Source organism: Pseudomonas palleroniana (assembly GCF_003031675.1).
Taxonomy (GTDB): Bacteria; Pseudomonadota; Gammaproteobacteria; order Pseudomonadales; family Pseudomonadaceae; genus Aquipseudomonas; species Aquipseudomonas palleroniana.
Window position 1 is genome coordinate 132,457 of sequence record NZ_PYWX01000011.1, and the last position, 14,708, is coordinate 147,164.

At 61.9% G+C, this 14,708-nt stretch carries 12 protein-coding genes; all 12 read left to right on the forward strand.

The window, feature by feature from the left end:
- The first annotated feature begins 13 nt into the window (after positions 1 to 13).
- The 12 genes from leuB to C9383_RS03565 all read left to right on the forward strand — a co-directional run bounded on the left by leuB (position 14) and on the right by C9383_RS03565 (position 14,708).
- Positions 14 to 1,096: a 3-isopropylmalate dehydrogenase gene (leuB, locus tag C9383_RS03510; RefSeq protein ID WP_060755787.1), complete on the forward strand. Its 1,083-nt coding sequence runs from the start codon at positions 14 to 16 to the stop codon at positions 1,094 to 1,096.
- 64 nt (positions 1,097 to 1,160) lie between these two features.
- On the forward strand, positions 1,161 to 2,273 hold the full coding sequence (gene asd, locus C9383_RS03515) for an aspartate-semialdehyde dehydrogenase (RefSeq protein WP_025856452.1): 1,113 nt from the start codon (positions 1,161 to 1,163) through the stop codon (positions 2,271 to 2,273).
- 238 nt (positions 2,274 to 2,511) lie between these two features.
- Complete coding sequence (locus C9383_RS03520) at positions 2,512 to 3,522, forward strand: aspartate-semialdehyde dehydrogenase (protein ID WP_090369797.1); 1,011 nt, start codon at positions 2,512 to 2,514, stop codon at positions 3,520 to 3,522.
- Between the two features lie 162 nt (positions 3,523 to 3,684).
- Positions 3,685 to 6,261 carry a motility hub landmark protein FimV gene (locus tag C9383_RS03525; protein ID WP_090369799.1) on the forward strand — a complete coding sequence of 859 codons (2,577 nt, stop codon included), beginning with the start codon at positions 3,685 to 3,687 and terminating at the stop codon, positions 6,259 to 6,261.
- Positions 6,262 to 6,409: 148 nt separating this feature from the next.
- Complete coding sequence (gene truA, locus C9383_RS03530; protein ID WP_090369802.1) at positions 6,410 to 7,234, forward strand: tRNA pseudouridine(38-40) synthase TruA; 825 nt, start codon at positions 6,410 to 6,412, stop codon at positions 7,232 to 7,234.
- Between the two features lie 63 nt (positions 7,235 to 7,297).
- Positions 7,298 to 7,930 (forward strand): phosphoribosylanthranilate isomerase, encoded by a 633-nt coding sequence (locus C9383_RS03535; RefSeq protein WP_090369804.1) that lies wholly within the window; start codon positions 7,298 to 7,300, stop codon positions 7,928 to 7,930.
- Positions 7,931 to 8,174: 244 nt separating this feature from the next.
- Positions 8,175 to 9,095: an acetyl-CoA carboxylase, carboxyltransferase subunit beta gene (accD, locus tag C9383_RS03540; RefSeq protein ID WP_090369806.1), complete on the forward strand. Its 921-nt coding sequence runs from the start codon at positions 8,175 to 8,177 to the stop codon at positions 9,093 to 9,095.
- Complete coding sequence (gene folC, locus C9383_RS03545; protein WP_090369808.1) at positions 9,092 to 10,399, forward strand: bifunctional tetrahydrofolate synthase/dihydrofolate synthase; 1,308 nt, start codon at positions 9,092 to 9,094, stop codon at positions 10,397 to 10,399. Before accD ends, folC begins: the two co-directional genes overlap by 4 nt.
- Positions 10,383 to 11,081 carry an SPOR domain-containing protein gene (locus tag C9383_RS03550; protein WP_090369811.1) on the forward strand — a complete coding sequence of 233 codons (699 nt, stop codon included), beginning with the start codon at positions 10,383 to 10,385 and terminating at the stop codon, positions 11,079 to 11,081. The genes folC and C9383_RS03550 overlap by 17 nt, the downstream gene beginning before the upstream one ends.
- A gap of 245 nt (positions 11,082 to 11,326) precedes the next feature.
- Positions 11,327 to 11,884 carry a CvpA family protein gene (locus C9383_RS03555; protein WP_060755779.1) on the forward strand — a complete coding sequence of 186 codons (558 nt, stop codon included), beginning with the start codon at positions 11,327 to 11,329 and terminating at the stop codon, positions 11,882 to 11,884.
- 41 nt (positions 11,885 to 11,925) lie between these two features.
- On the forward strand, positions 11,926 to 13,431 hold the full coding sequence (purF, locus tag C9383_RS03560; RefSeq protein ID WP_017737850.1) for an amidophosphoribosyltransferase: 1,506 nt from the start codon (positions 11,926 to 11,928) through the stop codon (positions 13,429 to 13,431).
- A 65-nt stretch (positions 13,432 to 13,496) separates the two neighbouring features.
- A complete protein-coding gene (locus tag C9383_RS03565; RefSeq protein WP_060755778.1) occupies positions 13,497 to 14,708 on the forward strand; it encodes an O-succinylhomoserine sulfhydrylase in 1,212 nt (403 codons plus the stop codon).

A 14,708-nucleotide genomic window follows, 5' to 3' on the forward strand; every position in this document is an offset into this window, starting at 1 on the left:
AAATGAGGAACCCATGAGCAAGCAGATTCTGATTCTCCCTGGCGACGGTATTGGTCCGGAAATCATGGCCGAAGCGGTCAAGGTTCTGGAATTGGCCAACACCAAGTACAGCCTGGGCTTCGAATTGAGCCACGACGTGATCGGCGGTGCCGCCATCGACAAGCACGGCGTGCCGCTGGCTGACGAGACCCTGGAGCGTGCCCGCGCTGCCGACGCCGTGTTGCTCGGCGCCGTCGGTGGCCCGAAGTGGGACAAGATCGAGCGTGACATCCGCCCTGAGCGCGGCCTGCTGAAAATCCGCGCGCAACTGGGCCTGTTCGGCAACCTGCGCCCGGCGATCCTCTACCCACAACTGGCCGATGCGTCGAGCCTGAAGCCGGAAGTGGTATCGGGCCTGGATATCCTGATCGTGCGTGAGCTGACTGGCGGTATCTACTTTGGCTCGCCACGCGGCGTGCGCGAACTGGACAATGGTGAGCGCCAGGCCTACGACACGCTGCCGTACAGCGAGAGCGAAATCCGCCGTATCGCCCGCGTCGGCTTCGACATGGCCCGCGTGCGCGGCAAGAAGGTCTGCTCGGTGGACAAGGCCAACGTCCTGGCATCCAGCCAGCTGTGGCGTGAGATCGTCGAAGAAGTGGCCAAGGACTACCCGGATGTCGAGCTGAGCCACATGTACGTCGACAACGCCGCCATGCAGCTGGTGCGCGCACCCAAGCAATTCGACGTGATCGTCACCGACAACCTGTTCGGCGACATCCTGTCCGACCAGGCGTCGATGCTCACCGGCTCCATCGGCATGCTGCCCTCGGCATCCCTGGACACCCATAACAAGGGCATGTACGAGCCGTGCCACGGTTCGGCGCCGGACATCGCGGGCCAGGGCATTGCCAACCCGCTGGCAACCATTTTGTCGGTGTCGATGATGCTGCGTTACAGCTTCAACCTGGCTGATGCGGCGGACGCAATCGAGAAAGCCGTGAGCCTGGTGTTGGATCAGGGCTTGCGTACCGGCGACATCTGGTCGCAGGGTTGCACCAAGGTCGGCACGCAAGAAATGGGCGACGCAGTAGTCGCCGCGCTGCGGAATCTGTAATCTCTCGGGCCCACTTGCAGTTGTTGCTGCAAGGCGGCCCACTTTTTAACAAGGTGTAGTTGCGATGAAACGTGTAGGTCTGATCGGTTGGCGCGGTATGGTCGGTTCCGTGCTCATGCAGCGGATGCTGGAAGAGCAGGATTTCGATCTTATTGAGCCGGTGTTTTTCACCACGTCGAACGTGGGTGGCCAAGGGCCGTCCGTGGGCAAGGATATTGCCCCGCTCAAGGACGCCTACAGCATTGAAGAGCTGAAGACCCTCGACGTGATTTTGACCTGCCAAGGCGGCGACTACACCAGCGAAGTCTTCCCCAAGCTGCGCGAAGCCGGCTGGCAGGGTTACTGGATCGACGCCGCGTCGAGCCTGCGCATGCAGGACGACGCCGTGATCATCCTGGATCCGGTGAACCGCAAGGTCATCGACCAGCAGCTGGATGCCGGCACCAAGAACTACGTCGGTGGCAACTGCACCGTCAGCCTGATGCTGATGGGCCTGGGTGGCTTGTTCGAAGCGGGCCTGGTCGAGTGGATGAGCGCCATGACCTATCAGGCGGCCTCCGGTGCCGGCGCGCAGAACATGCGTGAACTGATCAAGCAGATGGGCGCCACTCACGCTGCAGTGGCCGATCAACTGGCAGACCCTGCCAGTGCGATTCTCGACATTGACCGCCGTGTGGCCGAAGCCATGCGCAGCGATGCCTACCCGACCGAGAACTTCGGCGTGCCGCTGGCCGGTAGCCTGATCCCGTGGATCGACAAGGAGCTGCCGAACGGCCAGAGCCGTGAAGAGTGGAAGGCCCAGGCCGAAACCAACAAGATCCTGGGTCGCTTCAAGAGCCCGATCCCGGTGGATGGCATCTGCGTGCGCATCGGCGCCATGCGTTGCCACAGCCAGGCGCTGACCATCAAGCTGAACAAAGACGTGCCGATCGCCGATATCGAAGCGCTGATCAGTCAGCACAACCCTTGGGTCAAACTGGTGCCGAACAACCGCGATATCAGCATGCAGGAGCTGAGCCCGACCAAGGTGACCGGCACCCTGAATGTACCGGTGGGGCGTCTGCGCAAGCTGAACATGGGCAGCCAGTTCCTTGGTGCGTTCACCGTCGGCGACCAACTGCTGTGGGGCGCGGCCGAACCGCTGCGTCGCATGCTGCGGATCCTGCTCGAACGTTGATCGTTTGCTGCTGTTGAAGAACCCCGCGCTGGTGACAGTCGCGGGGTTTTTTATGGTTCTTGCGGGCCTTATCGGGGGCAAGCCCCCTCCCACAATTTGATGGGTGAACACACTCACTGTGGGAGGGGGCTTGCCCCCGATAGGGCCATCAGCCACACCGCAACCCCCAGTTTAATTGCCTCACCCCAAGCCACCCGGTAAAGTGCCGCTCCCCCCCGCAATGCCCGAGGCAGCCCCCATGACCCAGACCTTTGAAATTGCCGTGATCGGCGCCACCGGCATCGTCGGCGAAGCCTTGGTGCAGATTCTCGAGGAGCTGGATTTTCCGGTAGGCACCTTGTATCTGCTGGCGGGCAGCAACTCCGCCGGCGCATCGGTACCGTTTCGCGGCAAGAACGTGCGGGTCAGGGAGGTCGATGAGTTCGACTTCAACAAGGCGCAGCTGGCGTTCTTTGCGGCCGGCCCGGCCGTCACCCTCAGTTTCGCTCCGCGCGCCACGGCGGCAGGCTGCGCGGTGATCGACCTGTCCGGGGCCTTGCCGGCCGATCAGGCGCCTCAAGTCGTGCCGCAAGCGAATGCGCATGTCCTGGAGGGTTTGAAAAAGCCCTTCCAGCTCGGCAGTCCAAGCCCGTCGGCGACGAATCTGGCCGTGGTGCTCGCACCGTTGCGCGATGTGCTGGATATTCAGCGCGTCAGCGTTACCGCCAGCCTGGCCGTATCTGCCCTGGGGCGCGAGGCCGTCAGCGAGCTGGCCCGGCAGACCGCCGAGCTGCTGAATGTGCGTCCGCTGGAGCCGCAGTTTTTTGATCGGCAAATGGCCTTCAACCTGTTGGCGCAAGTCGGCACCCCGGATACCCAAGGTCATACCGCTCTGGAGAAACGCCTCGTACACGAGCTGCGAGCGGTACTGGAAACCCCTTTGCTGAAGATTTCCGCAACCTGCGTTCAAGCCCCGGTGTTTTTTGGCGATAGCCTGACTGTGTCGTTGCAGCTGGGCGCGCCGGTCGACCTGGCCACTATCAACCGTGTACTGGACGCAGCGTCTGGAATCGAGTTGGTGGAGGAGGGTGACTACCCAACGGCGGTGGGCGATGCCGTCGGCCAGGATGTGGTGTACGTAGGACGGGTTCGCGCAGGCGTGGACGACCCTGCGGAACTAAATCTGTGGCTGACGTCAGATAACGTACGCAAGGGCTCGGCCCTCAACGCCGTAGAGCTGGCGCAGTTGTTGATAAAACGCCTTGTGTAAAAGATACTTGGCGGCAATTTGTAGATTGATTCTAACTAAGCGCTATGCTTGGCCCGAAGCGCAATAGAAGTGCGTCGGTGACCTATCGGCTCGCCATGCCTTATGGCAGCGGTTACCAACCTTCTCGCAGGCCGGGGAGTGTTCAAAACAAAGGATGAGGCTATGGTTCAAGTTCGCAAACTGGTGTTAGCAATAGCGGCCGCCTCGGCGCTGTCCTCCGGTATGGCGCAGGCGCTGCAGCTTGGGGAGATGACCCTCAAGTCGAAGTTGAACCAGCCGTTGTCGGTGGAAATCGAATTGCTCGATGTCGGTGGCCTCACGGCTTCCGAGATCACGCCGAGCCTGGCATCGTCCCAGGCGTTTGTGGATGCCGGCGTGGATCGCCAGGCGTTTCTCGATGACCTGACGTTCACCCCGGTGGTCAACCCTAGCGGTCGCAGTGTCGTGCGTGTCACGTCCAGCAAGCCGCTGCCGGACTCCTACATCCGTTTCCTGTTGCAGGTGCAATGGCCTAACGGCCGCTTGATGCGTGACTACAGTGTGCTGCTCGACCCGGCCAAGTTTGATCAGCCGGCGCCTGTCGCCAGTGCACCCGCCCCGCGCTTGAGCGCACCGGCAGGCGCTGCGCCCGCTGCCAGCAAGCCCGCCCAGTACACGACCACGTCCCGCGACACTTTGTGGGAAATTGCCGAAAAGAGCCGTAATGGCGCGTCGGTCCAGCAAACGATGCTGGCGATCCAGGCGCTCAACCCCGATGCCTTTATCGATGGCAATATCAACCGCCTGAAAACCGGCCAGGTCCTGCGCCTGCCCGATCACGTGCAAGCGACCAGCCTGCCGCAACCCAAAGCCATCGCAGAAGTGCGTGCGCAAAACGCGGCGTGGCGGGAGGGACGTCGTACCGCGGGCCGTCAAGCCACCGGCAAGCCCCAGCTGGACGCCACCAAGCGCACCCAGGCGGGCAACGCGCCATCGAGCACCACAGGCAAGGACAACTTGAGCCTGGTCTCGGCCGAGTCCGCGAAAAAAGGTGCCAAGGGTAAAGCGGGTGACAATCGCGGCCTGAGCGACAAGCTGGCGATGACCCAGGAAGAACTGGATACCACCCGCCGTGACAACGCCGAGCTGAAAAGCCGTGCGGCGGACCTGCAAAGCCAGTTGGACAAGCTGCAAAAGCTGATTCAACTGAAAAATGATCAATTGGCGCGTTTGCAGGCTGAAAAGGCTGAGCCGGCCGCGCCTGCGCCGGCGGCAATCTCGGCACAGTTGCCCGGCGAGCCCGCCGCTGCTGCGGCGCAGCCTGTGGCGCCCGTGGCCACCGTGACCCCGGCGCCTGAAGCGGCCAAGCCTGAAGCCAGCAAGCCTGGCACGGCACCCGCCAGCGCCGATGGACCGTTCAACGAACTGCTGACCAACCCGATTGTGCTTGGCGTAGTGGGTGGTGCGGCAGGTTTGCTGGTGTTGCTGCTCCTGTTGCTGTGGGCACGCCATCGCAATGCTCGGCGCGAAGAAGAAAAGCACCTGCGCATGGCGCGGGCCTTGGCGGAAGAGCCGGTGTTCGCCTCGAATATCGACCAGGACCTGCCGCCTGACAGCTTCGAAGGTCTGGAAGTACCACCGCCGAACGTCAAGCTGGCTCCAGCCCCAGCCCCAGCCCCAGCCCCAGCCCACGTGGTTGAGCCCGTTGTCGCGCCGACGGTGGCGTCCGTGCTGGCCCCGCTGGCCGTTGCCGTGGCCCCGGAAAACTCCAGCGATGCGTTGGCCCAGGCCCAATCCCATATTGATCGCGGCCATCTGAACCAGGCCGCCGACATACTGGAGCAGGCGATCAAGCATGAGCCCAAGCGCAGCGATCTGCGTTTGAAACTGATGGAAGTCTACGGCCTGCAGGGCGACAAGGACGGTTTCGTCACCCAAGAGCGTCAACTGGTGGCCAATGGTCAAAACCACGCTCAGGTCGAGCAGCTCAAGAGCCGCTTCCCGGCCATGGCCGTGTTGGCGGCGGGCGTCAGTGCTGCCGTCGCGGCGGCGGCCCTGGATGCCCAGTACGTCAAGGATCTGCTGGAAGACAAGCCAACCCCAGCTCCCGAGCCAGAGCCGTTCGACACGGATTTTGACTTGAGCCTGGACGACCTGGAAGCGGCATCGCCGGCCGAGGTCAAGGCTGATCAACAGACGTTCGAGGCGCTGCTGCAACAGCAGACTGAAGCCAAAAGCAATGCAGACGATCTGTCGGACTTCGATCTGGATCTGCAGCTTGATCCGCCAGCCTCGCAGGCCGATGAAGATTTCCTTTCCGGCCTTGAAGACTCCATGAAGGACGTGCCGGCGGTCGAGCCGCCGACCCTCACGGCCGGCGCATTGGACGATTTCGAACTGCCGGAAGACTTCGACCTGTCCCTGGAGAATGAACCTGCTGGCGCTGCGGCGACCAAGCCTGATGCTTTTGCAACTGAGCTGGGCGACGTCAACGCCGAGCTTGATCGCCTGTCCCAGACCCTGGAGCATCCGCCGATCGAGCCTTCCTTCACGGAGCAGGATGCGGCTTTGGGCAGTGATGAGCCTGAGTATGACTTCCTCTCCGGCACCAACGAGGTCGCGACCAAGCTGGACTTGGCCCAGGCATATATCGACATGGGCGATGCGGACGGCGCACGGGACATTCTGTCCGAAGTGCTCACCGAAGGTGATGAAGCCCAACGCGGTGAAGCCAAGGAAATGCTCGGGCGACTGGCCTGATCCCATCGCTGGCTTTTGCGGCTGAAGGCACTCATTCCTTGATCGCAAAAAAAGCGCCTGGCGCGGGCCTGCTTCCTTATAATGGCGGCCTTTGCGCAACTCATCGGGCTCTCAGTTCTTGGCAAATATAGATAACGCGGCCGCCGAAATGGCGGCCGCAGGCTTTCATCGCATCGCCCTGGGCGTGGAATACAAAGGTTCGCGTTATCGCGGCTGGCAGCGCCAGGCCTCCGGTGTGCTGACCGTGCAGGAAACCTTGGAAAACGCTTTGTCGAAGGTCGCCGACTCGCCGGTGTCGCTGATGTGCGCCGGGCGTACCGACGCCGGTGTACACGCTTGCGGCCAGGTGGTGCACTTCGACACCCAGGCCGAGCGCTCGATGAAGGCGTGGGTAATGGGCGCCAATATCAATTTGCCCCATGACATCAGCGTCAGTTGGGCCAAGGTCATGCCTGCGCACTTCCATGCGCGCTTCAAGGCCATCGCTCGGCGCTACCGTTATGTGATCTACAACGATCAGATCCGCCCGGCGCACCTCAACGAAGAAATTACCTGGAACCATCGCCCGCTCGATACCGAGCGTATGGCCGAGGCCGCGCAATATCTGGTCGGTGTGCATGATTTCAGCGCTTTCCGGGCGGGGCAGTGCCAGGCCAAGTCGCCGATCAAGGAAGTCCATCACCTGCGGGTGACGCGCCACGGCAAGATGATCGTGCTGGATATCCGTGCCGGCGCCTTTCTGCACCATATGGTGCGCAACATTGCCGGCGTGCTGATGACCATTGGTGCCGGTGAGCGCCCGGTGGAGTGGGCCAAGGAAGTGCTGGATAGTCGTATTCGTCGCACCGGAGGGGTAACCGCGCATCCGTTCGGCCTTTACCTGGTGGGGGTCGAGTACCGTGACGAGTTCGAACTGCCGGAGCGTTTCATCGGGCCGCACTTCCTCACAGGCTTCAGCGAACTTGGCGGCTGACGCCCGGAAAAGCTTTTGTTAACATCCGGGACTTTCTCGGTCCAACCCTGAGGTTTTCACGACATGTCAGCCGTTCGCAGCAAGATTTGCGGGATTACCCGCATAGAAGACGCGCTGGCGGCAGTCGAGGCGGGAGCCGATGCCATCGGTTTTGTGTTTTACGCCAAGAGCCCGAGGGCAGTGAATGTACTGCAGGCGCGGGCGATCATCGCTGCGCTGCCGCCATTTGTGACCACGGTGGGGTTGTTCGTCAACGCCAGCCGTTGCGAACTCAACGAGACCCTGGATGCCGTGCCGCTGGACATGCTGCAGTTTCACGGTGACGAAAGCCCGGACGAATGCGAGAGCTACCAGCGCCCTTATATCAAGGCGCTGCGCGTCAAGGCCGGGGATGACATCGCAGCTGCGTGTGCCGCCTATACCGGCGCGCGCGGGATTCTCCTGGACACCTATGTTGAAGGCGTGCCCGGTGGTACCGGTGAAGCATTCGACTGGTCGCTGATTCCTGAAGGGCTGGGCAAGCCGATTATCCTGGCCGGAGGGCTCAATCCCGCGAATGTCGGGGCGGCAATCGAGCAGGTTCGGCCCTATGCCGTGGATGTCAGTGGCGGCGTGGAGCAGGGCAAGGGCATCAAGGATCACAGCAAGATTCGCGCATTCATGCAGGCTGTGCGCAACAGCAGTGGCGGGATGTGACGGCTGGCAGTCTGCCGCCGTCCATAACTACCACTGTGTAAAACAGCCCGGCGCCGCCTGTGGGTGGCCCGGAAATGAAGTGGCAACCCTGCACTGGCAGGTTGTCTGGAAGGCTGAGGATACAGGCCGGAAATGGCAGGTCGAACGTCTGACCCCGTCCAGTCTGTGTCATCGCCACATATGAATTTAGCTCAAGGGCATACGCGGGGCTGTGTTCAAGCCACCGGTACTGGAGAAAGAAAGCATGAGCAACTGGTTAGTAGACAAACTGATCCCTTCGATCATGCGTTCCGAGGTGAAGAAAAGCTCGGTTCCTGAAGGTCTGTGGCACAAATGCCCGTCCTGCGACGCGGTGTTGTACCGTCCCGAGCTGGAAAAGACCCTGGACGTTTGCCCCAAGTGCAACCACCACATGCGTATTGGCGCTCGCGCCCGCATCGATATCTTCCTGGACACCGATGGTCGTGCCGAGCTGGGTGCAGACCTGGAGCCGGTTGACCGTCTCAAGTTCCGCGACGGCAAGAAGTACAAGGACCGCCTGACCGCTGCGCAGAAGCAGACCGGTGAGAAAGACGCATTGGTTTCCGTCAGCGGTAAGCTGCTGGGCATGCCGGTGGTCGTTTCGGCCTTCGAATTCTCCTTCATGGGCGGCTCCATGGGCGCCATCGTTGGCGAGCGCTTCGTTCGTGCCGCCAACTATGCCCTGGAAAATCGCTGCCCGATGATCTGCTTCGCCGCCTCGGGTGGTGCACGCATGCAGGAAGCCCTGATTTCCCTGATGCAAATGGCCAAGACCTCGGCGGTGCTGGCGCGTCTGCGTGAAGAAGGTATCCCGTTCATCTCCGTGCTGACCGACCCGGTCTACGGCGGTGTGTCCGCCAGCCTGGCAATGCTGGGTGATGTGATCGTCGCAGAACCCAAGGCCCTGATCGGGTTTGCCGGCCCGCGCGTTATCGAGCAGACCGTGCGCGAAAAACTGCCTGAAGGCTTCCAGCGCAGTGAGTTCCTGCTGGAGCACGGTGCGATCGACCTGATCATCCCGCGCGGTGAACTGCGTCCACGCCTGGGTAACCTGCTGGCACAAATGATGGGCCTGCCGACGCCAGTGTACGTTGCGCCTAAAGTCGAACCTGTCGTGGTTCCGCCGGTGCCGGCAAACCTATGACCCAGCGTACCCTGGGCGAATGGCTCGCCTACCTTGAGCAGTTGCATCCGTCCGCCATCGACATGGGCCTGGAGCGCTCGCAACAGGTAGCGGCCCGCCTGGGGTTGGGCCGGCCGGCACCGCGTGTGATCACGGTGACCGGCACCAACGGCAAAGGCTCTACCTGTGCCTTTGTCGCGGCGTTGCTGCAAGCTCAAGGGCTGAAGGTCGGCGTGTACAGCTCGCCACACTTGCTGCGTTACAACGAGCGGGTGCAGATCGAGGGTGTCGAAGCCACTGACGAGCAGCTCTGCGAAGCATTCGCTGCGCTGGATGCGGGGCGTGGCGAGATTTCCCTGACCTATTTCGAGATGGGCACCCTGGCCGCGTTCTGGCTGTTCGAGCGTGCGCAGTTGGATGTGGTGGTCCTCGAGGTTGGCCTGGGTGGGCGTCTGGACACGGTCAACGTGGTGGATGCCGACCTGGCGCTGGTGACCAGCATTGGCGTGGATCACGCCGATTACCTGGGTAACACCCGCGAGTCCGTGGCCTTTGAGAAGGCCGGGATCTTCCGCCAGGGCAAACCTGCCCTGTGCGGTGACCTGGACCCACCGCATACCTTGCTGGACAAGGTGCGTGAGCTGGATTGTCCGTTTTTCCTGCGTGGCCGTGAATTCAATCTCGAAGTAGGTGCTGAGCATTGGCAGTGGCGCGGGCGTGATGCGCGGGGTCAAGCCGTAGAGCTGCGCGACCTGCCGCTGCTGAACTTGCCGATGGAAAACGCAGCCCTCGCGCTGCAGGCCTATCTCTTGCTGGATCTGCCCTGGGATGCCCGGCAGATCGCCGAGACCTTGCGGGCGACCCGTGTGGTCGGGCGTCTGGATCGTCGTGCGTTCGACTGGGAGGGTAAGCGCCTTAACCTGCTGCTGGATGTGGGGCATAACCCGCATGCGGCGCAATACCTGGCGCAGCGTCTGGCGCGTGATCTGCCTGCCGGTCGTCGCCTGGCGGTGTTCGGGCTGTTGGCCGACAAGGATCTGGACGGTGTGGTTGCGCCTTTGTTGGACAGCGTCCAGGCTTGGGCGGTAGCGCCGCTGGATACCCCGCGCAGCCGTCCGGCCAACGAATTGGCGGTCGCGTTGCAGAACCTTGGCGCGCCAGTGGCGTCGTATGCAAGCGTCACTGCCGCGCTCGAAGCGCAATGTGCGGTGGCTACGGCCGAGGACGAGATTCTGTTGTTCGGATCATTTTATTGTGTTGCCGAGGCGCTCGAGTGGTTGTCCCGGCGCTCCACGGAGGAAGCTGCACATGGCATTACTGGATAGCGCATACAAGCAGCGAATGGTTGGAGCCCTGGTGCTGGTAGCGTTGGCGGTGATTTTCCTGCCGATGCTGTTTTCCCGTCAGGATGAAGAGCGTCAGGTGGTTGTCGAGGCGCCCGCTGCGCCGCAGGCGCCGGTGATGCCGCAGGTTCAGGTCGAACCGGTGGTGGTGCCGGAGCCGCAGGCGTTGCCTGAAGAAGAGCCCGTGCCGAGCGACGCTGAGGTGGCGGCGCAGCAGGCACCGACACAGCAGGTACCGACACAGCAGGCACCGACCATGCCGGTACAGCCAAGCGTGCCCGTGGCCAAGCCGGCACCGGCTCCAGCGGCGCCCGTGGTGGCGGCCAAGCCTGCTGCGCCTGCGCCGGCACCCAAGCCGGTTGTGCCGCAGCCTGCCGCACCCGGCAAACCGGATGTGGGCCAGAGCCGTATCGATCCGAATGGCTTGCCGGTCAGTTGGTCGATTCAAGTGGCCAGCCTGGGCAATCGTGAAGGCGCCGACGCCTTGCAGAAGAAGCTGCGCAGCCAAGGCTATAACGCCTATATCCGTAGCGCCGACGGCAAGAATCGCGTGTTTATCGGCCCGCTGATCGAGCGCGCCGAGGCGGATCGCCTGCGCGACCTGCTGGACCGCCAGCAGAACCTCAAGGGGTTCGTCACCCGTTTCCAGCCTGAGCGCGGCTGATTACGGCTGGAAATGCAGTCAAGTGTGGGAGGGGGCTTGTTCCCGATAGTGGTGTGTCAGTTCAGATTTTTTGACTGACCCAGCGCCATCGGGAGCAAGCCCCCTCTCACAGTGCTTTTGGGGCGGGGTTGAAATGCGGCCTTTGCATCACCAACTATTGTTTTGCAAAGCACGCGCAATCACCGCTTACCGATAGCCCGACGCTCTGCTAAAATGCGCCGCCTTATCCGTATGTAGGCTGCACTGTGGCATTTACCTGGGTTGATTGGGCGATCGTTGCAATCGTCGCCATCTCCGCTTTGATCAGTCTGAGCCGCGGCTTCGTAAAAGAAGCATTGTCGTTGCTGACCTGGATCATCGCAGGAGTCGTAGCCTGGATGTTCGGCGGTTCATTGTCGGTCTACCTGGCCGGATACATCGAGACACCTTCGGCTCGCGTCATCGCGGGCTGCGCCATCATGTTCATCGCCACGCTGCTGGTGGGAGCAATGGTCAATTATCTTATTGGCGAGTTGATACGTGTCACCGGCCTCTCCGGGACCGATCGATTTCTCGGCATGGCCTTCGGTGCCGCGCGTGGCGCGTTGCTGGTGGTCGTGGCGGTCGGGCTGTTGAGCCTGGGGCCGGTACAGCAGGATTCGTGGTGGCAGGAGTCGGTACTCGTGCCAAAATTTCTATTGGTTGCAGATTGGTCCAAGAACCTCATATTGGGGTGGAGCAGTCAGTGGCTGGCCAGCGGAATCAGCGTACCCGCTGATCTTCCGTTCAAGGAGCACCTCTTACCGGCCAAAACGCCTCAGTAAGTTGTGTTCAGTCAAGATTCATTAAGTAGGGGTTGCGTCGCATGTGTGGCATCGTCGGTATCGTCGGTAAGTCGAACGTCAATCAGGCGCTGTATGACGCGCTAACCGTCCTCCAGCACCGCGGCCAGGACGCTGCCGGTATTGTGACCAGCCATGACGGCCGGTTATTCCTGCGCAAGGACAATGGCCTGGTGCGTGACGTGTTTCACCAGCGTCACATGCAGCGCCTCGTTGGGCACATGGGCATTGGCCATGTGCGTTACCCGACGGCCGGTAGCTCGACTTCGGCCGAAGCTCAACCGTTCTACGTCAACTCGCCATACGGCATTACGCTGGCGCACAACGGTAACCTGACCAACGTCGAGCAACTGGCCAAGGAGATCTACGAATCTGACCTGCGCCACGTCAACACCAGCTCTGACTCGGAAGTGTTGCTCAACGTGTTCGCTCACGAGCTGGCCCAGCGCGGCAAGCTGCAGCCGACCGAAGAAGACGTGTTCGCCGCCGTCACCGACGTGCACAACCGTTGTGTCGGTGGTTATGCGGTCGTGGCCATGGTCACCGGTTATGGCATCGTCGGTTTCCGCGACCCCCATGGTATCCGTCCGATCGTATTCGGCCAGCGTCATACCGACGAAGGCGTCGAGTACATGATCGCTTCCGAAAGCGTGTCCCTGGACGTGCTGGGCTTCACCCTGATCCGCGACCTGGCACCGGGCGAAGCGGTGTACATCACCGAAGATGGCAAGCTGCACACCCGCCAGTGCGCGGTTGCCCCGAAACTTACCCCGTGCATCTTCGAACACGTCTACCTGGCGCGCCCGGATTCGATCATCGATGGCGTTTCGGTTTACAAGGCGCGCCTGCGCATGGGCGAGAAGCTGGCCGAGAAGATCCTGCGTGAGCGTCCTGAGCACGACATCGACGTGGTCATCCCGATTCCCGATACCAGCCGTACCGCTGCGCTGGAGTTGGCCAACCACCTGGGCGTCAAGTTCCGCGAAGGCTTTGTGAAGAACCGCTACATCGGCCGTACCTTCATCATGCCGGGGCAGGCGGCGCGCAAGAAGTCGGTGCGCCAGAAGCTCAACGCCATCGAGCTGGAATTCCGCGGCAAGAACGTCATGCTGGTGGATGACTCCATCGTGCGTGGCACCACCTGCAAGCAGATCATCCAGATGGCTCGCGAAGCCGGTGCTAAGAACGTGTACTTCTGTTCCGCTGCGCCAGCCGTGCGTTACCCGAACGTGTACGGTATCGACATGCCGAGCGCTCACGAGTTGATCGCCCATAACCGCACCACCCAGGATGTGGCTGACCTGATCGGCGCCGACTGGCTGATCTACCAGGACCTGCCGGACCTGATCGAAGCGGTTGGCGGTGGCAAGATCAAGATCGAGCAGTTCGACTGTGCCGTGTTCGACGGCAAGTACGTGACCGGTGATGTCGACGAGGCTTACCTGAACAAGATCGAGCAGGCGCGTAACGACTCCTCGAAGATCAAGACCCAGGCGGTCAGTGCGATCATCGATCTGTACAACAACTGAGTAGACACCGGCCCTGAGGGGCCGGTTTTGTATCTTAAATAAAGCATTGAGTAAGGAGTCGCAGCATGAGTCAGGAATGGGATGCCGGTCGGTTGGACAGCGACCTCGATGGCGTAGCTTTCGATACCCTGGCTGTGCGCGCCGGTCAGCACCGCACCCCGGAAGGTGAGCACGGTGACCCGATGTTCTTTACCTCCAGCTACGTATTCCGCACGGCTGCCGACGCGGCAGCGCGTTTTGCCGGTGAAGTGCCGGGCAACGTGTATTCGCGTTATACCAACCCGACCGTCCGTGCGTTCGAAGAGCGTATCGCGGCGCTGGAAGGTGCCGAGCAGGCGGTGGCCACGGCGACTGGCATGGCCGCCATCCTGGCGGTGGTGATGAGCCTGTGCAGTGCCGGCGACCACGTGCTGGTATCACGCAGTGTGTTTGGTTCGACCATCAGCCTGTTCGAAAAGTACTTCAAGCGCTTCGGTATCGAAGTGGACTACGTGCCTCTGGCGGACCTGTCCGGTTGGGATGCGGCGATCAAGCCCAACACCAAACTGCTGTTCGTCGAGTCGCCATCCAACCCGCTGGCCGAGTTGGTGGACATTGCCGCGTTGTCCGAGGTGGCGCATGCCAAGGGCGCGATGCTGGTAGTCGACAACTGCTTCTGTACCCCGGCGTTGCAGCAGCCGTTGAAACTGGGCGCGGACATCGTCGTACATTCGGCCACCAAGTTTATCGATGGCCAAGGCCGTTGCATGGGTGGCGTGGTAGCGGGGCGCAGTGAGCAGATGAAGGAAGTGGTGGGCTTCTTGCGCACCGCTGGCCCGACCCTGAGTCCTTTCAACGCCTGGATCTTCCTCAAGGGCCTGGAAACCCTCAACCTGCGCATGAAGGCCCATTGTGCCAACGCCCAGGCCCTGGCCGAGTGGCTGGAGCAGCAGGCAGGGATCGAGAAGGTGCATTACGCCGGCCTCAAGAGCCACCCGCAGCACGAGTTGGCCCAGCGCCAGCAGCGTGGTTTCGGCGCCGTGGTGAGCTTCGAAGTGAAGGGCGGCAAAGAGGGCGCCTGGCGCTTTATCGATGCCACGCGCCTGATCTCCATCACTGCGAACCTGGGTGACAGCAAAACGACTATTACTCATCCGAGCACCACCTCCCACGGCCGCCTGGCGCCGCAGGAGCGTGAGGCGGCGGGCATCCGTGACAGCCTGATTCGCATCGCGGTGGGCCTGGAAGACGTGGCCGACCTGCAGGCGGACCTGGCTCGCGGGCTGGCAGCCTTGTGA

Excerpts from the sequence above, each read along its gene's own strand:
- purF (WP_017737850.1), top strand. The coding sequence starts at position 11,926 with ATGTGTGGCATCGTCGGTATCGTCGGTAAGTCGAACGTCAATCAGGCG.
- folC (WP_090369808.1), top strand. The coding sequence starts at position 9,092 with ATGACCCAGCGTACCCTGGGCGAATGGCTCGCCTACCTTGAGCAGTTG.
- asd (WP_025856452.1), top strand. The coding sequence starts at position 1,161 with ATGAAACGTGTAGGTCTGATCGGTTGGCGCGGTATGGTCGGTTCCGTG.
- leuB (WP_060755787.1), top strand. The coding sequence starts at position 14 with ATGAGCAAGCAGATTCTGATTCTCCCTGGCGACGGTATTGGTCCGGAA.
- C9383_RS03535 (WP_090369804.1), top strand. The coding sequence starts at position 7,298 with ATGTCAGCCGTTCGCAGCAAGATTTGCGGGATTACCCGCATAGAAGAC.
- truA (WP_090369802.1), top strand. The coding sequence starts at position 6,410 with ATGGCGGCCGCAGGCTTTCATCGCATCGCCCTGGGCGTGGAATACAAA.
- C9383_RS03565 (WP_060755778.1), top strand. The coding sequence starts at position 13,497 with ATGAGTCAGGAATGGGATGCCGGTCGGTTGGACAGCGACCTCGATGGC.
- C9383_RS03550 (WP_090369811.1), top strand. The coding sequence starts at position 10,383 with ATGGCATTACTGGATAGCGCATACAAGCAGCGAATGGTTGGAGCCCTG.
- C9383_RS03525 (WP_090369799.1), top strand. The coding sequence starts at position 3,685 with ATGGTTCAAGTTCGCAAACTGGTGTTAGCAATAGCGGCCGCCTCGGCG.
- accD (WP_090369806.1), top strand. The coding sequence starts at position 8,175 with ATGAGCAACTGGTTAGTAGACAAACTGATCCCTTCGATCATGCGTTCC.
- C9383_RS03520 (WP_090369797.1), top strand. The coding sequence starts at position 2,512 with ATGACCCAGACCTTTGAAATTGCCGTGATCGGCGCCACCGGCATCGTC.